This window comes from Streptomyces sp. NPDC053513 (assembly GCF_044544765.1).
Classification (GTDB): domain Bacteria; phylum Actinomycetota; class Actinomycetes; order Streptomycetales; family Streptomycetaceae; genus Streptomyces; species Streptomyces litmocidini.
Genome location: NZ_JBITXP010000009.1, coordinates 301610 through 324491, shown reverse-complemented (window position 1 = coordinate 324491; position 22882 = coordinate 301610). Strand labels below are relative to the sequence as shown.

Annotated in this window: 21 protein-coding genes; 13 read left to right on the top strand and 8 right to left on the bottom strand. The window is 73.3% G+C overall.

The features are described 5' to 3' along the window. Positions 1-33: 33 nt before the first annotated feature. The 3 genes from ACIGW4_RS18715 to ACIGW4_RS18705 all read right to left on the bottom strand — a co-directional run bounded on the left by ACIGW4_RS18715 (position 34) and on the right by ACIGW4_RS18705 (position 1541). Complete coding sequence (locus tag ACIGW4_RS18715) at positions 34-756, bottom strand: hypothetical protein (protein WP_399581586.1); 723 nt, start codon at positions 754-756, stop codon at positions 34-36. A gap of 150 nt (positions 757-906) precedes the next feature. Continuing rightward, entirely contained in the window at positions 907-1200 is a 294-nt protein-coding gene (locus ACIGW4_RS18710) for an MTH1187 family thiamine-binding protein (RefSeq protein ID WP_123455443.1), read from the bottom strand. Further along, positions 1197-1541, bottom strand: coding sequence for a DUF3817 domain-containing protein (locus tag ACIGW4_RS18705; protein ID WP_123455442.1), 345 nt, complete (start codon positions 1539-1541; stop codon positions 1197-1199). Before ACIGW4_RS18705 ends, ACIGW4_RS18710 begins: the two co-directional genes overlap by 4 nt. Positions 1542-1648: 107 nt before the next feature. Here ACIGW4_RS18705 and ACIGW4_RS18700 point away from each other — a divergent pair, with 107 nt between their 5' ends. From ACIGW4_RS18700 to ACIGW4_RS18685, 4 genes are all read left to right on the top strand, one after another. Beyond that, positions 1649-2287 carry an AIM24 family protein gene (locus ACIGW4_RS18700; RefSeq protein WP_041662875.1) on the top strand — a complete coding sequence of 213 codons (639 nt, stop codon included), beginning with the start codon at positions 1649-1651 and terminating at the stop codon, positions 2285-2287. Next, positions 2287-2937, top strand: a complete 651-nt coding sequence (locus ACIGW4_RS18695; RefSeq protein ID WP_123455441.1) for an AIM24 family protein — start codon at positions 2287-2289, stop codon at positions 2935-2937. The genes ACIGW4_RS18700 and ACIGW4_RS18695 overlap by 1 nt, the downstream gene beginning before the upstream one ends. Next, positions 2934-3719, top strand: coding sequence for an AIM24 family protein (locus tag ACIGW4_RS18690; RefSeq protein ID WP_123455440.1), 786 nt, complete (start codon positions 2934-2936; stop codon positions 3717-3719). The genes ACIGW4_RS18695 and ACIGW4_RS18690 overlap by 4 nt, the downstream gene beginning before the upstream one ends. A gap of 130 nt (positions 3720-3849) precedes the next feature. Continuing rightward, positions 3850-4326, top strand: coding sequence for a MarR family winged helix-turn-helix transcriptional regulator (locus ACIGW4_RS18685; protein WP_123455439.1), 477 nt, complete (start codon positions 3850-3852; stop codon positions 4324-4326). 117 nt (positions 4327-4443) lie between these two features. On the opposite strand, the gene meaB is transcribed toward ACIGW4_RS18685, so the two are convergent. Continuing rightward, the gene (gene meaB, locus ACIGW4_RS18680; RefSeq protein ID WP_123455438.1) at positions 4444-5400 is read right to left on the bottom strand and encodes a methylmalonyl Co-A mutase-associated GTPase MeaB; all 957 of its coding nucleotides are present in this window, start codon (positions 5398-5400) and stop codon (positions 4444-4446) included. Positions 5401-5422: 22 nt separating this feature from the next. Next, on the bottom strand, positions 5423-6631 hold the full coding sequence (locus tag ACIGW4_RS18675; protein ID WP_123455437.1) for an acetyl-CoA C-acetyltransferase: 1209 nt from the start codon (positions 6629-6631) through the stop codon (positions 5423-5425). Positions 6632-6768: 137 nt separating this feature from the next. Between ACIGW4_RS18675 and mce the strand changes: the two genes are divergently transcribed. The 7 genes from mce (at position 6769) to ACIGW4_RS18640 (ending at position 17195) form a co-directional block, all read left to right on the top strand. Beyond that, the gene (gene mce, locus ACIGW4_RS18670) at positions 6769-7221 is read left to right on the top strand and encodes a methylmalonyl-CoA epimerase (protein ID WP_123455436.1); all 453 of its coding nucleotides are present in this window, start codon (positions 6769-6771) and stop codon (positions 7219-7221) included. Between the two features lie 185 nt (positions 7222-7406). Next, positions 7407-12164 carry a polarized growth protein Scy gene (gene scy / locus ACIGW4_RS18665; protein ID WP_399581581.1) on the top strand — a complete coding sequence of 1586 codons (4758 nt, stop codon included), beginning with the start codon at positions 7407-7409 and terminating at the stop codon, positions 12162-12164. A gap of 114 nt (positions 12165-12278) precedes the next feature. Further along, positions 12279-13214, top strand: a complete 936-nt coding sequence (locus ACIGW4_RS18660; protein ID WP_116158785.1) for a cellulose-binding protein — start codon at positions 12279-12281, stop codon at positions 13212-13214. A gap of 75 nt (positions 13215-13289) precedes the next feature. Continuing rightward, a complete protein-coding gene (locus ACIGW4_RS18655) occupies positions 13290-14258 on the top strand; it encodes an ABC transporter ATP-binding protein (protein WP_123455434.1) in 969 nt (322 codons plus the stop codon). A 3-nt stretch (positions 14259-14261) separates the two neighbouring features. Continuing rightward, the gene (locus tag ACIGW4_RS18650; RefSeq protein ID WP_359588279.1) at positions 14262-15041 is read left to right on the top strand and encodes an ABC transporter permease; all 780 of its coding nucleotides are present in this window, start codon (positions 14262-14264) and stop codon (positions 15039-15041) included. A gap of 121 nt (positions 15042-15162) precedes the next feature. Continuing rightward, positions 15163-16365, top strand: a complete 1203-nt coding sequence (locus ACIGW4_RS18645) for an ABC transporter ATP-binding protein (protein ID WP_399581576.1) — start codon at positions 15163-15165, stop codon at positions 16363-16365. Beyond that, positions 16362-17195 (top strand): ABC transporter permease subunit, encoded by an 834-nt coding sequence (locus ACIGW4_RS18640; protein WP_399581574.1) that lies wholly within the window; start codon positions 16362-16364, stop codon positions 17193-17195. Before ACIGW4_RS18645 ends, ACIGW4_RS18640 begins: the two co-directional genes overlap by 4 nt. 4 nt (positions 17196-17199) lie before the next feature. Here the strand turns inward: ACIGW4_RS18640 and ACIGW4_RS18635 are convergent, their stop codons facing one another. Then, positions 17200-17526 (bottom strand): ATP/GTP-binding protein, encoded by a 327-nt coding sequence (locus ACIGW4_RS18635; protein ID WP_123457496.1) that lies wholly within the window; start codon positions 17524-17526, stop codon positions 17200-17202. Positions 17527-17724: 198 nt separating this feature from the next. Here ACIGW4_RS18635 and ACIGW4_RS18630 point away from each other — a divergent pair, with 198 nt between their 5' ends. Beyond that, complete coding sequence (locus tag ACIGW4_RS18630) at positions 17725-18759, top strand: LLM class flavin-dependent oxidoreductase (protein WP_123455430.1); 1035 nt, start codon at positions 17725-17727, stop codon at positions 18757-18759. Positions 18760-18874: 115 nt separating this feature from the next. On the opposite strand, the gene ACIGW4_RS18625 is transcribed toward ACIGW4_RS18630, so the two are convergent. Further along, positions 18875-19267 (bottom strand): SCO5389 family protein, encoded by a 393-nt coding sequence (locus ACIGW4_RS18625; protein WP_015036224.1) that lies wholly within the window; start codon positions 19265-19267, stop codon positions 18875-18877. Positions 19268-19515: 248 nt separating this feature from the next. On the opposite strand from ACIGW4_RS18625, the gene nucS reads away from it, so the two are divergent. Continuing rightward, a complete protein-coding gene (gene nucS / locus ACIGW4_RS18620) occupies positions 19516-20187 on the top strand; it encodes an endonuclease NucS (protein ID WP_041131270.1) in 672 nt (223 codons plus the stop codon). 69 nt (positions 20188-20256) lie between these two features. Here nucS and ACIGW4_RS18615 read toward each other — a convergent pair whose 3' ends face one another. Beyond that, complete coding sequence (locus tag ACIGW4_RS18615) at positions 20257-22830, bottom strand: ATP-binding protein (protein WP_399581570.1); 2574 nt, start codon at positions 22828-22830, stop codon at positions 20257-20259. Positions 22831-22882 lie beyond the last annotated feature (52 nt).

The window sequence follows — 22882 nt, the reverse complement described above, 5'->3', positions numbered from 1 at the left end:
AGATCGAGGGCGCGGCGGGGGTCACGGTCGCGGTCACGGCTGCTCCAGGGTGGCGAGGAGCCGGGGCTCCCGGTGGCGGGCGGGCGGGGTGCGCAGACAGCGGCGGGCCGCGGGGGTGCTCGGGGAGGGCGGTACGAGGACGGCGGCGGCGAGTCCGAGGACGGTGAGGGGGACGGCCGCGAGCGAGACGGGGCCCAGCGGCAGGGAGGCCGCGAGCACCGGGACGGCGACGAGCAGGACGCGGGCGGCGATTTCGAGGAGCCAGCGGTCGCGGGAGCGTTCGGGGGTGATGCCCCGCTCGCACCAGAGCCGCAGCCGGTCGAAGGACCAGGCGGTGGCCCAGCCCATGAGGGGCCGGAAGAGGAGCCGGTCGGCGAGCCGGCCGGGGCGGCCCCAGCGGGGCCGGTAGTCGTAGCCGGTGAGGAAGCGGACGCCGTCGGGCGTGGGGACGTAGCGCCAGTAGCCGCTGCCCTCGGCGAGGAGCGAGAGCGGGTGCGGGGAGGCGAAGCGGAGGGCGGAGACCCGGTCGCCGCCGGCCCGGTGGCGCTCCCCCGCGGAGACACCGGTGCCGGCGACGGCCAGGAAGGGCAGGACGCGCGTCGCGTAGCGGAAGCGGCGGGGCTCGCCCTCGGCGCGCGGGAGGTAGGAGATCTCGGTGAACCGCAGGTCCCAGCGCTGGTGCCGGTCGGGTTCCTGCGTGCGTTCCCAGAGCGTCTCCAGGTCCGCGCGGACCCGCGTCTCGATGTAGAGACCCATGACGTCCCCCTGCTCGTCCGGCATTTTGAGCGACCGCTCAAAACTGCCCGCGAGCGAAGGTAGCCGATTTTGAGCACTCGCTCAACCGGGGGCAGCGAGAAGCCCCCGACCCTTGAGGAGGGCCAGGGGCTGGTTCTGTTCGGGGGCGCGTCAGGCGCCGAGGTGGCGCTCCACCGTCTCGACCTTCGAGGTCAGTCCGTCCGTCACGCCCGGACGGATGTCGGCCTTCAGGACGACGGAGACGCGCGGCGCGCGGGCCTCGACGGCGGCGACGGCGCGCTTCACGACGTCCATCACCTCGTCCCACTCGCCCTCGACGGAGGTGAACATGGCGTCGGTGCGGTTCGGCAGTCCGGACTCCCGGACGACCCGCACGGCGTCGGCGACGTACTCGCCGACCTCCTCCCCCACGCCCAGCGGGGTGACCGAGAACGCGACGATCATGCGTTGACCACGCCCTCGCGACGCGCGCGGGAGGCGATGACCGCGTCCTCGGCCTCGCGCTTCAGCTTCCGCTCGGCGTAGAAGCCGCCCAGGGGCAGCACCGAGAGGACGAAGTAGAGGGCCGCGACCTTGAAGCTCCACTTGGTGCGGTTCCAGGCGTCCAGCCAGAAGAGGACGTACAGGACGAAGAGGATGCCGTGGATCGCGCCCATGACCGGCACCGCGTTGAAGTCCGTCGTCCGCTTGAGAACCGAGCAGACCAGCAGGAGCAGGAACGAGACGGCCTCCGGCGCGGAGACGAGCCGGAGCCGGTGGAGGGAGGAAGCGGTCTTGATGTCCACGGAGGGGGTCACCTTCGTTCGATCTTGTGAACGGATGCACAAGGGCCCGTCCATTGTGCACGGCGACTTTGCTGTCTCTTTGGCCGGGGGCCCAGTACCTTCCTGGGGTGGCAACGTTCCGACTCCAAGGCAGCAAGGTGCTCGCCGTCTCCATGACAGGCGACGCCGTCAAGGCGAAGAACGGCTCGATGGTCGCCTACGACGGCCAGATGGCGTTCAAGAAGATGAGCGGTGGCGGTGAGGGCCTGCGCGGCATGGTGACCCGCCGGCTCACGGGTGAGCAGATGGAGGTGATGGAGGTGCGCGGTCAGGGGACCTGCTGGTTCGCCGACCGGGCTTCCGAGATCAACCTCGTCTCGCTGCACGGCGACAAGCTGTGGGTGGAGGCCAGCAATCTGCTCTGCACCGACGCGGGGCTGCGCACCGGCACCACCTTCACGGGCCTGCGCGGCGGCGCCACCGGGAACGGTCTCTTCACCACGACCGTCGAGGGCACCGGTCAGGCCGCGATCATGTCGGACGGTCCGGCGGTGGTGCTGCGGGTGACCCCGCAGTACCCGCTCCAGGTGGACCCCGGCGCGTACATCGCCCACCAGGGCAACCTCCAGCAGCACTTCCAGTCCGGGGTGACCTTCCGCACCCTGATGGGAGAGGGCGGCGGCGAGGCCTTCCAGATCCGCTTCGAGGGCGACGGGCTCGTGTACGTGCAGCCGAGCGAGCGGAACACGATCGGGGGCGACGTCTGATGCCGTTCCGCGAGATCAACTCGAAGATGGTCGAGGCGACCGTCGTCCCCGGGCAGCGGATGTTCAGTCAGCGCGGCGCGATGCTCGCGTACCGCGGCGACGTCACTTTCACGCCGAACATGGCGGGCGGCCAGGGCGGCCTGATGTCGATGATCGGCCGCCGGGTGGCCGGCGAGGCGACCCCGCTGATGACCGTCGAGGGCAGCGGCACGGTGATGTTCGGGCACGGCGGCCACCACATCCACGTGATCGCGCTGTCGGGCGACACCCTGTACGTGGAGGCCGACCGGCTGCTCGCCTTCGACGGGACCCTGGAACAGGGCACGATGTTCATGGGCTCGCAGGGCGGGGTCATGGGCATGGTCCGCGGTCAGGTGACCGGCCAGGGCCTCTTCACCACGACCCTGAAGGGCCACGGCTCGGTGGCCGTGATGGCGCACGGCGGTGTCATCGAGCTGCCGATCTCCCCGGCCCGCCCGGTCCACGTCGACCCGCAGGCGTACGTGGCGCACCGCGGCGACGTGCGGAATAAGCTCTCCACGGCGCTGGGCTGGCGCGACATGGTGGGGCGCGGCTCCGGCGAGGCCTTCCAGCTGGAGCTGAGCGGCAACGGCGTGGTGTACGTCCAGGCCTCGGAGGAGAAGCTGTGAGCACCCCGGTGATCCACGACCCGACGACCCTTCCGTCGGACGACAACGTCAATCCGTACACCTTCTGCGTGGAGCTCAAGGGGAGCCAGTGGTTCCTGCAGAAGGGGAAGATGATCGCCTACTACGGGCGGATCGAGTTCAACGGCATCGGGCACGGCCGGCTCGACCGGCTGGTGCGGACGTCCTTCCACTCGCCGCTGCACGCGAGCGACTGGGTGGTGGCCGAGGGCAGCGGGAAGATGCTGCTGGCGGACCGGGCCTTCGACGTGAACTCGTACGACCTGGACGACGGCAACCTGACGATCCGCTCCGGGAACCTGCTGGCCTACCAGCCGTCGCTGGCGCTGAAGCAGTCGATCGTGCCGGGTTTCGTGACGCTGATCGGCACGGGCAAGTTCGTGGCCGCGTCGAACGGGCCGGTGGTCTTCATGGAGCCGCCGATGCGGGTGGACCCGCAGGCGCTCGTCGGCTGGGCGGACTGCCCCTCGCCCTGTCACCATTACGACCACGGCTACCTGACGGGCGTGATGGGCGGCGTCCGGGCGCTGACGGGCATCGGCGGGAGCTCGGGCGAGGAGCACCAGTTCGAGTTCGTCGGCGCGGGCACGGTGCTGCTGCAGTCGACGGAGCTGCTGATGCCGGAGCTGGCGACCGGCGCGCCGCCGGCGCAGCCGGGTGTTCCGGGCGGGCACGGGGCGCCTGGTTCCGGCCAGGGGCCGCTAGGTTCGGTACCGCGCCTTCCCGGCCAGCTCGGTGACCTCCAGCGTCGCTTCGGCCTGTAGCCGGTAGTCTGCGGAGTGTGACGTCCTCGAACGTCTGCGCCGCGTCGGGCCAGGGGCGCCCGTCGCGCGGTGCCCGGCGTCACACTCCCGGACTTCGTCAAGTATTCAACTTCTTAGGTAGAATCCATACATGGACACCGAGACGGCCACCCCCTGGCTCACCGACGGCGAGCAGTGCGCCTGGCGCACGTTCCTGGACGTCCAGAGAATGCTGACGTACCAGCTGGAGCGGGACCTCCAGCCCTTCGGCCTGACGATGAACGACTACGAGATCCTGGTGAACCTCTCGGAGTCGGCGGAACGGCGGCTGCGCATGAGCGACCTCGCCGCCGCCACCCTCCAGTCGAAGAGCCGGCTCTCCCACCAGATCACCCGCATGGAGAACGCCGGTCTCGTACGCCGCGAGAACTGCGAGTCCGACCGCCGCGGGCTCTACGCCGTCCTGACCGACGACGGCATGGAGACCATGCGCAAGGTCGCCCCGCACCACGTCGAGTCGGTGCGCAGGCACTTCATCGACCAGCTCAGCGGGGAGGCCCTCGGCGACCTCCACGAGTCCCTGAAGCCGATCGCCGAACAGCTCCGCGGCCGCCGCGGCAAGCCGTGACCTGACAGAGTACGAAGAGGGCCTCTCCGAAGACCGGAGAGGCCCTTCTCGTACGTGCGGGAGCGTCGGAGGCGCGGGAGCCCCGGTAAGCGCGGGAGCCTCCGAAGCCCGCGGGAGCTAGCTCCCGGTCAGGCTCTCGACCAGCTCGTCGGCGGCCGCGTACGGGTCCAGGGCGCCCGCCGTGATCCGCTCGGCCAGGGCGTCCAGGCGCCGGTCGCCGCGCAGGTCGCCGATCCGCTCGCGCAGGGCCGTGACCGCGATGGTCTCCACCTCGCGCGCGGCACGGGCCCGGCGGCGCTCCGCCAGGACCCCGCGCTCCTCCATCCAGGCGCGGTGCTTCTCCAGGGCCTCCACGACCTCGTCGACGCCCTCGCCGCGCGCCGCGACCGTCTTCACGATCGGCGGCCGCCAGTCGCCCGCCGCCCGCGCCTCGCCGAGCCCCAGCATGTGGTTGAGCTCGCGGGCGGTGGCGTCCGCGCCGTCCCGGTCGGCCTTGTTCACCACGTACACGTCGCCGATCTCCAGGATGCCCGCCTTCGCGGCCTGGATGCCGTCGCCCATGCCCGGCGCGAGCAGGACCACCGAGGTGTCGGCCTGGGAGGCGATCTCCACCTCCGACTGGCCGACGCCGACGGTCTCCACGAGGATCACCTCGCAGCCGGCCGCGTCCAGGACGCGGATGGCCTGCGGGGCGGACCAGGCGAGCCCGCCCAGATGGCCGCGGGTCGCCATGGAGCGGATGTAGACGCCCGGGTCGGAGGCGTGCTCCGACATCCGGACCCGGTCACCGAGGAGCGCTCCCCCGCTGAAGGGCGAGGACGGGTCGACGGCGAGCACGCCGACCCGCTTCCCGGCCCGGCGGTACGCGGAGACCAGCGCGGACGTCGACGTGGACTTGCCCACGCCCGGCGAGCCGGTCAGGCCCACCACGTACGCGCCGCCGGTGAGCGGCGCCAGCGCCGCCATCACCTCGCGCAGCTGCGGGGACGCCCCCTCGACGAGCGAGATCAGCCGGGCCACGGCCCGCGGCCGGCCCTCCCGGGCCCGGGCGACGAGTTCGGGGACGTCCACCATGCGCTGCTCCTCGGTCGGATGCTTACTTGCCGTTGCCGGGCACGCGGACGATCAGCGCGTCGCCCTGGCCGCCGCCGCCGCAGAGGGCCGCCGCGCCGACGCCGCCGCCGCGCCGCTTGAGCTCCAGGGCGAGGTGCAGCACGACGCGGGCGCCGGACATGCCGATGGGGTGGCCGAGGGCGATCGCGCCACCGTTGACGTTCACCTTCTCGGGGGTGACGCCGAGGTCCTTCATTGACTGGACGGCGACCGCGGCGAAGGCCTCGTTGATCTCGATCAGGTCGAGGTCCTCGACGCCCAGGCCCTCCTTCTTGAGGGCGTGCAGGATCGCGTTGGACGGCTGCGACTGGAGCGAGTTGTCCGGGCCGGCCACGTTGCCGTGGGCGCCGATCTCGGCGATCCACTCCAGGCCCAGCTCCTCGGCCTTGGCCTTGCTCATCACGACGACCGCGGCGGCGCCGTCGGAGATCTGCGAGGAGGTGCCGGCGGTGATGGTGCCGTCCTTGGCGAAGGCCGGACGGAGCTTGCCGAGGGACTCGACGGTGGTCTCCGCGCGGATGCCCTCGTCCTGGGCGAAGACGACCGGCTCGCCCTTGCGCTGCGGGATCTCGACCGGGGTGATCTCGGCCTCGAAGATGCCGTTCTTCTGGGCGGCGGCGGCGCGCTGGTGCGAGAGGGCGGCGATCTCGTCCTGCTCGGGGCGCTGGATGCCCAGGCGGGTGTTGTGCTTCTCCGTGGACTCGCCCATGGCGATGCCCTCGAAGGAGTCGGTGAGACCGTCGTACGCCATGGCGTCGAGCATCTCGATCGCGCCGTACTTGAAGCCCTCGCGGGACTTCGGGAGCAGGTGCGGGGCGTTGGTCATGGACTCCTGGCCGCCGGCGACGACGACGTCGAACTCGCCGGCGCGGATCAGCTGGTCGGCGAGCGCGATGGCGTCGAGGCCCGACAGGCACACCTTGTTGATGGTGAGCGCGGGGACGCTCATCGGGATGCCGGCCTTGACCGCGGCCTGACGGGCGGGGATCTGGCCGGCGCCCGCCTGGAGCACCTGGCCCATGATCACGTACTGCACCTGGTCGCCGCCGATGCCGGCCCGGTCGAGGGCCGCCTTGATGGCGAAGCCGCCGAGGTCGGCGCCCGAGAAGGACTTGAGCGAGCCGAGCAGGCGACCCATGGGCGTGCGGGCGCCCGCGACGATCACTGAGGTGGTACCGGTCGTTCCAGACATGAGGCACGGCCCCTTGGGATGAGGAGTGAACGAGGGTTTACCGCCAATGTACTGAGCGGTGCGGCGCCCGGTCACCGGCCTGCCGGTGTGACGGCGCGCACGTTGCGTAACCACCCCGGCGGGGGTGCACTGGAGCCATGCTGACGCGTATCGACCACATCGGGATCGCCTGTTTCGACCTGGACAAGACCGTCGAGTTCTACCGTGCCACGTACGGGTTCGAAGTCTTCCACTCCGAGGTCAACGAGGAGCAGGGCGTCCGCGAGGCCATGCTCAAGATCAACGCCACCGACGACGGCGGGGCCTCCTACCTCCAGCTCCTGGAGCCCACCCGGGAGGACTCCGCGGTGGGCAAGTGGCTCGCCAAGAACGGCGAGGGCGTGCACCACATCGCCTTCGGCACGGCCGATGTCGACGGGGACGCCGAGGCCATCCGGGGCAAGGGCGTCCGGGTCCTCTACGACGAGCCGCGGATCGGCTCCATGGGCTCCCGGATCACCTTCCTCCACCCCAAGGACTGCCACGGCGTGCTCACGGAACTGGTCACCTCGGCGAAGCCGTCCGCTGACCACTCCTCAGCGGAGCACTGACCACCGGATTCCTGGCCCGGTAGAGTGGGCGGCTCCGGGCCGGGGCCGGTCGGGGCCGCTCCGTGCGGCACCGAAGTCGGGATGTCGGGGTCGTCCGATCTGCCACGATTCCCCGGGGGTCCGTCCTCGGCCGTGAGGGCGTGCTCGTAGGAGTGTTGCGACCAGGGGACGGATGGGACCGCGCAGTGCGGGGCTACGAACGCCAGGAGAGCCACCGAGCTGAAGACGACCATCTCGCCAGGTTCGAAGCCGAGATGGACCGGCTGAAGACCGAACGCGAGAAGGCCGTCCAGCATGCCGAGGACCTGGGCTACCAGGTCGAGGTCTTGCGCGCCAAGCTCCACGAGGCGCGCCGCACCATCGCGTCCCGGCCCGCGTACGACAGCGCCGACATCGGCTACCAGGCCGAGCAGCTGCTGCGGAACGCGCAGGCGCAGGCCGAGCAGCTCCGTCAGGACGCCGAGCGCGAGCTGCGCGAGGCCCGCGCCCAGACCCAGCGCATCCTCCAGGAGCACGCCGAGCACCAGGCCCGGCTCCAGGCCGAGCTGCACAACGAGGCCGTCCAGCGCCGCCAGCAGCTCGACCAGGAGCTCAACGAGCGCCGCCAGACCGTCGAGGCGCACGTCAACGAGAACGTCGCCTGGGCCGAACAGCTGCGCGCCCGCACCGAGTCCCAGGCCCGCCGCCTCCTGGACGAGTCCCGCGCGGAGGCCGAGCAGTCGCTCGCCGCCGCCCGCGCCGAGGCCACCCGGCTCGCCGAGGAGACCAGCCGCCGCGTCGGCGCCGAGGCGGAGGCCGCCCGGGCCGAGGCCGAAGCGATTCTGCTGCGCGCCCGCAAGGACGCCGAGCGGCTCCTGAGCGCCGCCTCCAGCCAGGCGCAGGAGGCCACCAGCCACGCCGAACAGCTCCGTTCGACCACCGCCGCCGAGACCGACCAGGCCCGCCGGCAGGCCACCGAACTCTCCCGCGCCGCCGAACAGCGCATGCAGGAGGCCGAGGAGAAGCTGCGGCTCGCCCGCGTCGAGGCCGAGAAGACCCTCGCCGAGGCCAAGGAGTCCGCCGCCAGGCAGCTCGCCTCCGCCGAGTCGGTCAACGAGCAGCGCACCCGCACCGCCAAGACGGAGATCGCCCGGCTCGTCGGCGAGGCCACCAAGGAGGCCGAGGCGCTCAAGGCGGAGGCCGAGGAGAAGCTCCGCGAGGCCACCGCCGAGGCGGAGAAGCTCGTCACGGAGGCCTCCGAGAAGGCCCTCACGGCCGCCGCCGAGGACTCCGCCGCCGCGCTCGCCAAGGCCGCCCGCAGCGCCGAGGAGATCCTCACCAAGGCGTCCGAGGACGCCCGGGAGACCACCCGCAAGGCCGCCGAGGAGGCCGAGCGGGTCCGCCGCGAGGCCGAGGCCGAGGCGGACCGGCTGCGCGCCGAGGCCGGGGAGCAGGCCGACGAACTGCTCGGCTCCGCGAAGGACGACACCAAGGAGTACCGCGCCAAGACGGTCGAGCTCCAGGAGGAGGCCCGCCGGCTGCGCGGCGAGGCCGAGGCGCTGCGCGCCGAGGCCGTCGACGAGGGCGAGCGGATCCGCGGCGAGGCCCGCCGCGAGGCCCTCCAGCAGATCGAGGAGGCGGCCAGGACCGCCGAGGAGCTCCTCAGCAAGGCCCGTACGGACGCCGACGAGCTGCGCGCCAAGGCCGGCGCCGAGAGCGAGCGGGTCAAGTCGGAGGCGATGGAGCGCGCCCAGACGCTCCGCGCCCAGGCCGAGGAGACCCTGGAGCGCACCCGCGCCGAGGCCGAGCGGCTGCGCGCCGAGGCCGAGGAGCAGGCCGAGTCGGTGAAGGGCGCGGCCGAGGAGGCCGCCGCCGGACTGCGCGCGGACGCCGAGCGGGCCGCCGAGGCGCGCCGCGCGGAGGCCGCCGAGGAGCTGGCCCGGCTGCACGCCGACGCCGAGGCGAAGGTCGCGGCCGCCGGCGAGGAGCTCACCGACGCGCGGGCCGAGGGCGAGCGGATCCGGCGCGAGGCCGCCGAGGAGACGGAGCGGCTGCGGACCGAGGCCGCCGAGCGGATCCGGTCCCTGCGGGAGCAGGCCGAGCAGGAGGCCGAGCGGCTGCGCGCCGAGGCCGCGTCGGACGCGTCCACCACCCGTACGGAGGCCGAGTCCGCCGCCGTACGGCTGCGCACGGAGGCTTCCGAGGAGGCCGAGCGGCTGCGGTCGGAGGCCCAGGAGACCGCCGACCGGGTGCGGGCCGAGGCCGCCGCCGCCGCCGAGCGGGTGGCCGCCGAGGCCGCCGAGGCCCTGGCCGCCGCGCAGGAGGAGGCCAACCGGCGCCGCCGGGAGGCCGAGGAGACCCTGGAGTCGGCCCGTTCCGAGGCCGGCCGGGAGCGCGAGCACGCCCGCGAGCAGTCCGAGGAGCTCCTGGCCGCCGCCCGCAAGCGGGTCGAGGAGGCGCAGGCCGAGGCGCATCGCCTGGTCGAGGAGGCGGACGCGCGGGCGACCGAGGTGGTCACCGCCGCCACGCGAGCCGCCCAGGAGGTGCGGGACTCGGTGGCCGGTCTGCGCGAGCAGGCCGAGGAGGAGATCGCCGGGCTGCGCAGCGCCGCCGAGCACGCGGCGGAGCGGACGCGCACCGAGGCGCAGGAGGAGGCGGACCGGGTCCGCGCCGACGCGTACGAGGAGCGGGAGCGGGCGTCCGAGGACGCCGTCCGCACGCGGGCGCGTGCCCAGGAGGAGTCGGAGGCCGCGAAGGCGCTGGCGGAGCGGACGGTCACGGACGCGCTCGCCGAGGCGGAGAAGCTTCGGGCGGACACCGCCGAGTACGCGCAGCGGGTGCGGACCGAGGCGACGGACTCGCTCGCCTCGGCCGAGCAGGACGCGGCCCGCACGCGCGCGGACGCCCGGGAGGACGCGAACCGGATCCGTTCGGAGGCCGCCGAGCGCGCCGAGACGACGGTCGGCGAGGCGCGCGCGGAGGCGGAGCGGATCGCCGCCGAGGCGGCCGAGCTGCGCGCGGAGGCCGAGCGGCTCAAGGCCGACGGCGAGGCGCACGCCGAGGCGCTGCGCGACGCGGCGATCGCCGAGGGCGAGCAGATCCTGGACGAGGCCCGGCAGGCGGCGGACAAGCGCCGTTCGGACGCGGCCGAGCAGGCCGACACCCTCGTCGGCGAGGCGACGGCCGAGGCCGAGCGGATCGCGGCCGAGGCCGCCGAGCTGCGGGAGACGGCCGAGCGCGACGCCCAGCGGCTGCGTGCGGAGGCCGAGCAGGTCAAGGCCGAGGGCGTGGCGCAGGCCGAGGCGCTGCGGGCCGAGGCCCGCGCCGAGGGCGACCAGATCCTCGACGAGGCCCGCAAGGCCGCCGACAAGCGCCGTTCGGACGCCGCCGAGCAGGCCGACACCCTCGTCGGCGAGGCCACCGCCGAAGCCGAACGGCTCACCGCCGAGGCGGTCGAGCTCATGGAGACGACCGAGCAGGACGCCGCGCGCATCCGCGCCGAGGCCGAGCAGGTCAAGGCCGACGGCGTGGCACAGGCGGAGGCGCTGCGGGCCGAGGCCCGCGCCGACGCCGACCAGATCCTCGACGAGGCCCGCAAGGCCGCCGACAAGCGCCGTTCGGACGCCGCCGAACAGGCCGACACCCTCGTCGGCGAGGCCACCGCCGAAGCCGAACGGCTCACCGCCGAGGCGGTCGAGCTCATGGAGACGACCGAGCAGGACGCCGCGCGCATCCGCGCCGAGGCCGAGCAGGTCAAGGCCGACGGCGAGGCGCACGCGCAGGCCCTGCGCAACGCCGCGCTGGCCGACGCCGACCAGATCCTCGACGAGGCCCGCAAGGCCGCCGACAAGCGCCGTTCGGACGCCGCCGAACAGGCCGACACCCTCGTCGGCGAGGCGACGGCCGAGGCCGAGCGGATCGTGAACGAGGCGGCCGAGCTGGCCGATTCGGTGGGCGCGGAAGCCCGCGCCGAGGCGGACCGGACCGTCGCCGCGGCCTCGGAGGAGGCCGAGCGGCTGCGCGCCGAGGGCGCCGAGGCGATCGCGGAGGCCCTGCGGGACGCCGAGCGGATCCGTACCGAGTCCGAGCGGGTGAAGGCCGAGGCCGCCGCGGCGGGCGAGCAGATGCGGGCGGAGGCCCGCGCGGAGGCGGACCGGACCCTCGACGAGGCCCGGGAGGCCGGGGCCCGGAAGCGTTCGGACGCGGCCGAGCAGGCCGACCAGCTCATCGCCAAGGCCCAGGAGGAGGCGCTGCGCGCCACCACGGAGGCCGAGACGCAGGCGGACACGATGGTCGGCGCGGCCCGCAAGGAGGCCGAGCGGATCGTCGCCGAGGCGACCGTCGAGGGCAACGCGCTGGTGGAGAAGGCCCGTACGGACGCGGACGAGCTCCTGGTCGGGGCCCGCAGCGACGCGACGGCCATAAGGGAGCGGGCCGAGGAGCTGCGGGGCCGGATCGAGGCCGAGATCGAGGAGCTGCACGAGCGGGCGCGGCGCGAGTCGGCCGAGCAGATGAAGACGGCCGGCGAGCGCGTCGACAAGCTGGTGAAGGCCGCGACCGAGCAGCGCGCCGAGGCGGAGGAGAAGGCGAAGGAGCTGGTCTCCGAGGCGAGTTCGGAGGCGAGCAAGGTCCGGATCGCCGCGGTCCGCAAGGCGGACGCGCTCCTCAAGGAGGCCGCGCAGAAGAAGGCCTCGATCATCGCCGAGGCCGAGGCCGTGAAGGCGGAGGCCGAGCGGATCCGCGCGGAGGCCGAGGCCGAGGCGGAGAAGACGGTCCAGGAGGGGCAGCGCGAGCTGGAGGTGCTGACGCGTCGTCGCAAGGACATCAATGCGGAGATCTCCCGTGTCCAGGACGTGCTGGAGGCGTTGGAGTCTTTCGAGACGCCGTCGGCAGGAAAGGACGGGGTCAAGGCGGGTGCGTCGGCGGGTTCCACCCGGACGGGTGGCAAGTCCCAGGACGGCTAGCCACTCAAAAGGCTGGACATTCTCCAGATCAAACGGGCATACGCTCGATGACACGCCGCTTCGGCCCCTAGGATTCCCTCTAACACCTCACCGGTCTCATTCGACAGGAACCCCATGAGCGACACTTCCTCCCCCTTCGGCTTCGAGCTCGTGCGGCGCGGTTACGACCGCGGTCAGGTGGACGACCGCATTACCAAGCTCGTGGCCGACCGCGACAGTGCCCTGTCCCGCATCACCTCGCTGGAGAAGCGCATCGAGGAGCTCCACCTCGAGACGCAGAACGCCCAGGCGCAGGTCACCGACGCCGAGCCGTCGTACGCGGGGCTCGGCGCCCGGGTCGAGAAGATCCTCCGGCTGGCCGAGGAGGAGGCGAAGGACCTGCGTGAGGAGGCCCGTCGCGCCGCCGAGCAGCACCGCGAGCTGGCCGAGTCGGCCGCCCAGCAGGTGCGCAACGACGCGGAGTCGTTCGCGGCCGAGCGCAAGGCGAAGGCCGAGGACGAGGGCGTCCGGATCGTCGAGAAGGCGCAGGGCGAGGCCAACTCGCTGCGCGCCGAGGCCCAGAAGGACGCGCAGTCGAAGCGCGAGGAGGCGGACGCCCTCTTCGAGGAGACCCGCGCCAAGGCCGCCCAGGCCGCCGCGGACTTCGAGACGAACCTGGCGAAGCGCCGCGAGCAGTCGGAGCGGGACCTGGCCTCGCGCCAGGCGAAGGCCGAGAAGCGCCTCGCGGAGATCGAGCACCGCGCCGAGCAGCTCCGCCTGGAGGCCGAGAAGCTGCGCACGGACGCGGAGCGCCGGGCCCGTCAGACGGTGGAGACCGCGCAGCGCCAGGCCGAGGACATCGTGGCCGACGCGAACGCCAAGGCCGACCGGATCCGTTCGGAATCGGAGCGCGAGCTCGCGGCGCTGACGAACCGCCGCGACTCGATCAACGCGCAGCTGACCAACGTCCGCGAGATGCTGGCGACGCTGACCGGTGCCGCGGTGGCGGCGGCCGGCTCCCCGATCGACGACGAGCGCACGGCCGGCGTCCCGGCCCAGCAGTCGCGGTAACGAGCCGACGGCACGTTCCGGAACCCCCCGTCACTCCGGTGGCGGGGGGTTTTGCGCGCCCTTAGCTTGGGACGCATGATCGAGCTCGAGGACCTGACCAAGCGCTACGGGACGAAGACGGCGGTCGACCACCTCTCCTTCCAGGTCCGCCCTGGCGTGGTCACCGGCTTCCTCGGGCCGAACGGGGCGGGCAAGTCGACGACGATGCGGATGATGCTCGACCTGGACAACCCGACGAGCGGGACGGTCCGGATCGACGGCAGGCACTACCGGGACCTGGCCGAGCCGCTGAAGTACATCGGGGCGCTGCTCGACGCGAAGGCGATGCACGGCGGCCGCTCCGCCTACAACAACCTGCTGTGTCTGGCGCAGTCCAACCGCATCCCGGCGAGCCGGGTGGGCGAGGTGCTGGACCTGGTGGGTCTGACGGCGGTCGCGAAGAAGAAGTCGAAGGGTTTCTCCCTCGGCATGGGGCAGCGGCTGGGGATCGCTTCGGCGCTCCTCGGTGATCCCGAGATCCTGATGTTCGACGAACCCGTCAATGGTCTGGACCCCGAGGGAATTCACTGGATCCGCAATCTGATGAAGGCGTTGGCGGCCGAGGGCCGGACGATCTTCGTTTCCAGCCATCTGATGAGTGAAATGGCGCTGACGGCGGATCACCTGATCGTGATCGGGCAGGGGAAACTGCTGGCCGACACCTCGATGGCGGATTTCATCCAGCAGAATTCCCGGAGTTATGTGCGGATGCGCTCTCCGCAGCAGGAACGCCTGCGGGACGTGCTCCACGCGAACGGATTCGTCGTGGTCGAGGCCGGCGGCGGGGCCCTGGAGGTGGACGGGGCGACGACGGAGAAGCTGGGCGAACTGGCCGCGGAGAACGGCCTGGTGCTGCACGAGCTGAGCGCGCAGCGGGCCTCCCTCGAAGAGGCGTTCATGCAGATGACGGCCGCCGCGGTGGAGTACCACGCGCAGGGCACCGATGTTCACAGCGGCGCCGCGGCGCCCGGCCCCCGCTGGGGCCAGACCTCCGAGGGAGCCTGAACGATGGCAGTGGCATCCGCGGTACTGCGGTCCGAGTGGACCAAGATCCGGACGGTGTCGTCGACCGTCTGGACGCTGGCGAGCGCCCTCTTCGTCACGGTGGCGATGGGCGCGGCGCTGTGCGCCCTGACGAACGCCACCTTCGACGACATGAGGGAGGCCGAGCGGCTCACCTTCGACCCGACCCTGATCAGCTTCTCCGGGATGATCCTGGGCCAGCTGGCGATGGTGGTCTTCGGCGTCCTGGTGGTGGGGACCGAGTACTCCTCGGGCATGATCCGCACCTCGCTGGCCGCCGTGCCGCAGCGCGCGACCTTCCTCTTCTCGAAGATCGCGGTCGCGGGCGGGCTCGCGCTCCTGGTGGGGCTCGCGACGAGCTTCCTCGCCTTCTTCCTGGGGCAGGCGCTGCTCGGCGGGCACCGGGTCTCCATCGGGGACGACGGCGTGCTGCGGGCGGTGGTCGGCGGCGGGCTCTACATGGGGCTGATGGCGGTCTTCTCCATGGGCGTGGCGGCGATGCTGCGCTCGTCGATGCTGTCGCTCGGCATCCTCGTGCCGTTCTTCTTCCTGGTCTCGCAGATCCTGTCGGCCGTGCCGAAGGCCAAGGAGGTGGCGCTCTACTTCCCCGACCAGGCCGGCTCGAAGGTCATGCGGGTCGTCCCCGACGCGATGAACTCGGAGGAGGCGCCGTACGGGCCGTGGGGCGGGCTCGGGATCATGGTGCTCTGGGTGGCGGCCTCGCTCGTCGGGGGCTATCTCGTGATGAAGAAGCGGGACGCCTGATTCCTCGCGCTTGGCCGGAACCGTCAACGGCTGGATAAGCTCCTAGCTCATACGGGGGGCTCCGGCCGACGGCCGCCACGCCCCGACATGGATGCGACCGACCTGTCGATGGGGCTGGAGAATGATCGAGGCAGTCGGCCTGACGAAGCGCTACGGCGCCAAGACGGCCGTGTACAACCTTTCCTTCCAGGTGAGGCCCGGTGTCGTCACCGGGTTCCTGGGGCCCAACGGGTCGGGCAAGTCGACGACCATGCGCATGATCCTGGGGCTCGACCGGCCCACCGCGGGTCACGTCACGATCGGCGGCCACCCCTTCCGGCAGCTGCCGAACGCGCCCCGGCAGGTCGGCGCGCTCCTCGACGCCAAGGCCGTGCACGGCGGCCGCAGCGCGCGCAGCCACCTCCTGTCGCTCGCACAGCTGGCCGGCATCCCGGCGCAGCGCGTCGACGAGGTCCTCGGCGTGGTCGGCCTCCAGGACGTCGCCAAGCGGCGCTCGAAGGGCTTCTCGCTCGGCATGGGCCAGCGGCTCGGCATCGCGGCGGCGCTCCTGGGCGACCCGCAGGTGCTGCTCTTCGACGAGCCCGTCAACGGCCTGGACCCCGAGGGCATCCTCTGGGTGCGGAACCTGATGAAGAAGCTGGCCGCCGAGGGCCGCACGGTCTTCGTCTCCAGCCACCTCATGAGCGAGATGGCGCTGACGGCCGACCACCTGATCGTGATCGGCCGGGGGCAGCTGCTCGCGGACATGAGCGTCAAGGACTTCATCTCGGCGAACTCCGCCGACTTCGCCCGGGTGCGGACGCCGGGCACCGAGCCGGCGCAGCGGGAGAAGCTGACGTCGGTGCTCGTGGAGGCGGGCGGCCAGGTGCTGTCGGAGCCGGACGGGGCGCTGCGCGTGACGGGCCTGCCGCTGCCGCGGATCAGCGACCTCGCGCACGGCGCGGACGTACGGCTCTGGGAGCTGTCCCCGCACCAGGCGTCGCTGGAGGAGGCGTACATGCGGCTGACGCAGGGCGCCGTGGACTACCGCTCCACCGACGACCGGCTCGCCCACCTCCAGCCACCGGTGCAGCCCGGACAGCCGGGGTACGGGATGCCGCCGCAGCCGCCGGTCCAGGAGGTGCCGCAGCAGGGCTGGTACGCCCCGCCGCCGCCCGGACAGCACCCGTACGGCGCGGCTCCGCAGGCCCCCGCGCAGAACCCGTACGCCGGGGCCCCGCAGGCTCCCGCGCCGGGTCCGTACGCCCCTCCGGCCGCTCCGCAGCCGGGTGCCCCTCAGCCGAACAGCCCGCAGCCGAGCGACACTCCGAAGGACGCCCGATGACCGCCCCCGCCCCTCACCACGCCCCGGCGCCGCACGCCTACGTCTCCCCCATCCCGGTCCGCGCCGCGCACCTCGGTGACGCGCTCGCCTCCGAGTGGACGAAGATCCGCTCGGTGCGTTCGACGATGTGGACGCTGGGGGTGATGGTCCTGCTGATGGTCGGCATCGGGATGGGTGTCGCCGCCATCGCCTCGGCCTCGGAGGCGCCGATGGGCGAGGAGTCCGCGCTGGGCTTCGGCTTCTTCGGGATGCTGCCGGCGTCGATCTGCGTGATCACGCTGGGCGTCCTGACGATCGCCTCCGAGTACGGCACGGGCATGATCCGGACGACCCTGACGGCCTGTCCGAGCCGGGCCCGGGTGCTCACGGCGAAGGCGATCGTCTTCTTCCTGCTGGTCTTCACGCTCACCGCCGTGGTCGCGACGCTCGTGGCGGCGGCCCAGGTCGCCATGGTGGACGCGGCGGAGCCGACGGCCGCCGAATGGCTGCGGGCGACGGTGGGGGCGGCCGCCTACCTGGCGACGCTCGGGCTGCTCTCGATGGCGGTCGGCACCCTCATCCGGCACTCGGCGGGCGCGATCACGGTGATGATCGGTCTGCTGCTGCTTCCGCTGGTGGCGGGCATGTTCATGTTCACCGAGGCGCTGCTGTCGGTGCGGGACTTCCTGTTCACCTACGCGATCCCCTCGCAGATGATCGCGCTCTACAGCGACGCCCCGCCGCTCGGCGACTCGGGCCCGGCGGGCTGGGAGCCGCTGCTGATCATGGCGGGGATCGCGGCGGCGGCCCTGGGCGGCGCGTTCGCCGTGCTGAACAGCCGGGACGTCTGACGGGCTAGTACCTCGGCGCGTTGCGGGACCGCTGCACCCTGCTGGTGCGGCGGTCCTTCGCGTTCCAGCAGGCCTTGTGCCAGTGGCGGCGGTCGTCCACCCCGCCCCACTCCGGCCAGGCGACCACGTGCGGGGCGCCGGACGGGATCTCCTGGTCGCAGCCCGGGCAGCGGTAGCGCTTGCCGGGCGCGCTCGCCCCGGCGACCAGCCGGACGTACCACTCCTCGCCCTGCCAGGTCTCGGTGCGCTGCACACCGCCGTACCGGTCGCCGTGGTCGCCCTGCTGCACGGGCTTCTCGCCGCCTCGGGAGCGGTTGTGACGCGGGGACACGGGCACACCTCACGGGGGTCTGGGAACACGGACCGTTCTCCCAAGCCTACGGGCCGCCACGCGGTGCCCAGGGCCCCGCCCGGGACGGCTTAGCCGAAAATCGCAAGAACTTCATGAACGGCCGTTGCCTTTGGCACGTGTCAGACGTTGGTGCCAGTGCGAGGGGAGATACGCGTCGGCCGCAAGGAGGCAAAGGCGATGCGCGTGGGTACGTTCGTTCTGGCAGCCCAGTTCCCGGGCCAGGGCCAGGGGGAGGCACTGCACCGGGCGGTGCGGACCGCCGAGGTGGCGGAGGAGGCGGGCCTCGACTCCGTCTGGCTCGCCGAGCACCACTTCGTGCCGTACGGGGTCTGCCCCTCGGCCGTGACACTGGCCGCGCTGCTCCTCGGCCGCACCCGGCGGCTCCGGGTCGGCACGGCGGTGAGCGTGCTGCCGACCGTCCACCCGGTCGCCCTCGGCGAGCAGGCGGCGCTGCTGCACCTCACCTCGGGCGGCCGGTTCACCCTGGGGGTGGGCCGGGGCGGACCCTGGGTGGACCTGGAGGTCTTCGGCGCGGGCCTGGCGGCGTACGAGAAGGGGTTCCCCGAATCGCTCGACCTGCTGCTGCGCTGGCTCACCGAGCCGCGCGTCGGCGCCGAGGGGGAACGGTTCGCTTTCCGCGAGGTGCCCGTGGTGCCCCGCCCCGACGAGCTGATCGGCGGGGCCGCCGTCCCCGAGGTGGTGGTGGCCTGCACCTCGCCGAAGAGCGTGCGGCTCGCGGCAGAGCGCGGACTGCCGATGCTGCTCGGGATGCACTGCGGCGACGAGGACAAGGCCGAGATGGTCGCGGCCTGGGCACGGTGCGCGCGGGAGGCCGGGCGGGACCCGGACGAGATCGCGCGGATCGGCGCCGGCCACGTCTCGGCGGGGGTGGCACAGCTCGCGGACCGGGGCGCGGACGCGGCGGAGGCGCTGGTCAAGGCGATGCCGGGCTGGCTGAGGCAAGGGCTCGACGCGCACGTCACGGTGGACGGCCGGCACCGGGCGATGCGGGACCCCGTGGCGTACACGGAGCTGCTGTGCGGACTGCACCCGGTGGGCACGCCCCGGCAGGCGGCGGACCGGCTCGCGGCGACCGCGGAGCGCACGGGCATCACGCGCTTCGCCCTCCTCGCGGAGGGCTCGGGCGACCTCGCGGCGACCGAGGAGAACGTCCGGCGCCTGGGCGCGGAGGTCCTGCCGCTCCTGGTGTGAGGGCCCTCACGGGAGCGGTGCCGACTGTGCTGCCGCTTCCGCGCCCCTCGGCGGCGATGCGCGTCGGCTCGCATCGTTCGCGTTCTCCCGCGGTGCGGAGCGGCAGCACCATGTCTCAGCAGTCGCGCAGTTCCGGCGACTGGTTCAGCAGCTGCCCCCGTACGGACGTGAAACGGGCGAGTCGCTCGTCCACCGACGGGTCCAGCGGGAAGACCGCCACGCGGTGGCAGTTCTGGAAGGCGAGACGCACCCCGAAGTGCCGCTGCAGCGCACCACGAATGGCGTCGCTCGCGAGCGCGCGCAGCAGCTGACCACGTGCCTGCTCATTCGGCGGCGGCGTCTGGTTGTCGGCGAACTCTCCGCCGTCGACCTTCAGCTGTGCCACCAGAGAACTGATCATCTCCCATGCGTAGGGCAGGGAGGTCCGGACGCAGTCGACGAAGTCGGCTTCGTCGACCTCGCCTCGCTCGGCCTGTTCCAACAGGGCCGGTGAGACGTCGAGCGACATGGGTTCTCCTCTCGCGACCCCGCGGACGGGGTCTTGCGGGCAGGGACGAAGGCCGCCGTGCGCCACGCAGCGTGCACGGACGACGACCTCCAGCTTCCACGGTAAGCGCGCGGTCCGGGCGACACCAGAAGAATGGGCACACAACCGGCTGATAACCGACGGGTGTTCGGCTCACGACGGCCCCCACCTCCCGTCGGGGCGATGCCCGAATCGCGCGGAAGAGCGCCCGTCTTGTAGCGTTGCCGACCATGCGTCTCGTCATTGCCCGTTGTTCCGTGGACTACGCGGGCCGGCTCACCGCCCACCTGCCCTCCGCACCCCGTCTGATCCTGGTCAAGGCAGACGGCAGCGTCTCCATCCACGCGGACGACCGGGCGTACAAACCGCTCAACTGGATGTCCCCGCCGTGCACGCTGAAGGAGGGCGTCGACGGCGAGGCGGGCATCTGGACCGTGATCAACAAAGCGGGCGAGAAACTGATCATCACGATGGAGGAGATCCTCCACGACTCCTCGCACGAACTGGGCGTCGACCCGGGCCTCATCAAGGACGGCGTCGAGGCGCACCTCCAGGAGCTGCTCGCCGACCGCATCGAGACCCTCGGCGAGGGCTACACCCTGATCCGCCGCGAGTACCCGACCGCGATCGGCCCCGTGGACATCCTGTGCCGGGACGCCGACGGCGCGACGGTGGCGGTGGAGATCAAGCGGCGCGGCGAGATCGACGGCGTCGAGCAGCTGACCCGCTACCTGGAGCTGCTCAACCGCGACCCGCACCTCGCCCCGGTGAAGGGCGTCTTCGCCGCCCAGGAGATCAAGCCGCAGGCGCGGGTCCTCGCGACGGACCGCGGGATCGGCTGCGTGGTCCTCGACTACGACGCGCTGCGCGGCATCGAGGACGACAAGCTGCGGCTGTTCTGAGCCCGTCCGGCGGGCGACGGCCCCGGGTGCGCCGAGCGCGCCCGGGGCCGTCGTCGTTGTCGTACGGGGTCAGGCGGGCGTCGACGAGGGGCTGGACGTCTCGGAGGCGGAGGGGGCCCCGAGGGTGGTGGTCTCGCTCGCCGGAGGCGCGGTCGTCGTCGGCGGGGCCGTCGTCGGCGGCTCGGTCGACGGCGGCGGGCTGGTGGTGGTCGGCGGCGGCTTCGGCGTCGTGGTCGTCGGCCTCGGCGGCAGGGTGGTCGTGACCGGCGGCCGGGTCGTCGTGGGCCGTCCGGTCGGCGGTGCCGTGGTCTCCGTGGGGGTGCCGGTCGTCGGGCTGTCCGACGGCGACGGCGAGCCCGAGGCGGACGGGTCCGTCGAGGAGGAGGGCGACGCGCTCCCGGAGCTCGACGGGCTCGGGGAGCCCGACCGGGTCGCCTTGCCCGTCTCGGCCGGGTCGGCCTCGCCGTCGGCCGGCGGCTCCTCGCCGTCGAGGCCGTCGTCGGTGCCGCTCTCGCTGGTGGTGCTGTCGGAGGTGACGCGGTCGGTGGCGGGGTTCTCGCCGTTGCCCGAGGTGGCGCCGAGGGTGACGACGGTGCCGAGGACGGCGACGAGGAGCGCGCCCGCGCCGACGGCGACGAGGTTGCGGCGGGCGCCGCCGAGGATGCCGCCCTTGAGGCCGGGGCGGCGGCCGTCGGTGTCGGGGTGGGTGAGGACCGTCGGGGCCTCGTCGGCGAAGTCGGGGAACGCGGGGACGGGGGCCGGCGCCGGGGTCCGGAGGGGGCCGCCGGGCAGCGGGGCCGTGACGGTCTCCGGTCTCGCGGGGCGGGCGGCGGGGCCGCGTAGGGCGGGGGTGCCGCGCGGCGGGGAGAGGGGTTCGTCGGCGCGCGGGGCGACCGCGGCGGCGTGCTCTCCGGAGAGGTCGGAGACGAGGGCGAGCGCCCGGCGGCCGGCGACGGTGCCGCGCTTGTCGGCGAGCACCCCGCGCATGCCGATGGAGGCCTCCAGCTCGGCGCGGGCGCGTTCCAGGTTTCCGGCGCAGATCGCGAGGACGCCGAGCTCGTGGTGGAAGTAGGCCTCTTCGGCGACGTCGCCGGTGAGCCGGGCGGCCTCCTGGCCGGCGCGCAGGGCGCGTTCCCAGGCGCCCCAGTGCAGTCCGGCGGCGAAGGCGGGGGCGGCGGCGCGGGCGAGGAGGACGGCGGTGGCGCGGTGTTCGGCGGCGGATTCGCCGGTGCCGGGGATCAGCGCGGTGAGGGCGGCGAGCAGCGCGTCGGCCTCGGCGGCGGCCCGTTCGGGGGTGACGGAGGGGTGGGCGGCCCACCAGGCGTAGTGCTGGGCGAGGGTGTGGGCGCGGTCGGCGGCCCCGTGGTCGTAGCCGTGGGCGAGGAGCTGGGTGAGGACGCCGGCGGCGAGCCGGTAGCGGGGGCCGGCCGGGGAGAGCAGTCCGCAGGCCATGAGTTCGCCGAGGGCGGCGTCGGCGTGGGTGTCGCCGACGAGGGCGGGGAGGTGGGCCTGGTGCGGGACCTCGCCGCCGAGGGCGACGGCGAAGCGCAGGGCGGACTGGGCGGCGCGGCTGAGGCGGGAGGCGAGGAGGGCGGCGGGGGCGGCGCCCTCGCCGAGGCTGGGCAGCGGCACGTCGCGCAGTTCGACGTCGGGGTCGGTGCCGTCGAAGGCGGCGGCCGCGGCGGCTGCCGACGCGGCGGGGTCGGAGGGGCCGAAGGCCTCTTCGAGGGCACCGAAGGCGTCGAACTCGGCGGGGGTGACGCGCAGCCGGTCGCGCTGCCGGAGGAGGGCGCCGGCCTGGACGAAGCGGAGCGGGAGGCCTTCGGACTCGAACCACAGGTCGCCGGCCCAGTTGGCCTCCTCCTCGGTGAGGGTGCGGCCGGCGGCGCTCTCCAGGAGTTCGAGGGCGGCGGCGCGGCCGAGGCCGGCGAGGAGGACCTCCTCGACGTGGGCGTCGGCGGAGGGTGCGGGGGTGTCGGGACCCGCGGCGAGGAGGAAGGCGCACTCGGGGGCAGCGGCGAGGAGTTCGTCGAGGGCGGCGCCGCCGAACTCCAGGTCGTCGACGACGACCACGGCGCCGACGTCGCGCAGCCGGTCGAGCAGGTCGGCCCGGTCGGGGCGCCGGCCGGGGGCGTACCGGACGGCCGCGAAGAGCTCGTGGAGGAGTTCGGTGGGCGTGCGGTGGCGGCCGGAGAGGCGGACGACCCCGTCGGGGGCGAGGTCGGCGCAGTCGGCGGCGACGGCGTCGAGGAGGGCGGTGCGGCCGGAGCCGGGGACGCCGGTGAGGCGGGCGCAGCGGCCCTGGCGGAGGATGCCGGTGAGCCGCTCGCGCTCCTCCTGGCGTTCGAGGAGGGGCAGCTCGGGTGCGGGAGGGCCGGGCGGGAGGGGCGGGGCGACGGCGCGGGCGGCCTCGGCGCGCTCCTCGGGGGTGCGGGGGCGGGGGGCCGCCGGTTCCTGGCCGGGCGGGCAGGGTTCGATCTCGCTGCCGTCGACGGGGTTGACGGTGAGGAGCAGTTCGCCGGAGACGAGCCGGACGACGCGGGCGCGCGCGGGCGCCGGCGCGGGCACGCCACGGCCCTGGCGGGCCTCCTCGCCCTCGGTGTCGTGACCGTACTCCTCCGACCCAGGGTTGATCGGGTCCATGGTCCTAGCCCCCAAGAAGCGGTGTCCGGTGCCCGCCGGTGGGTCCGCCCCA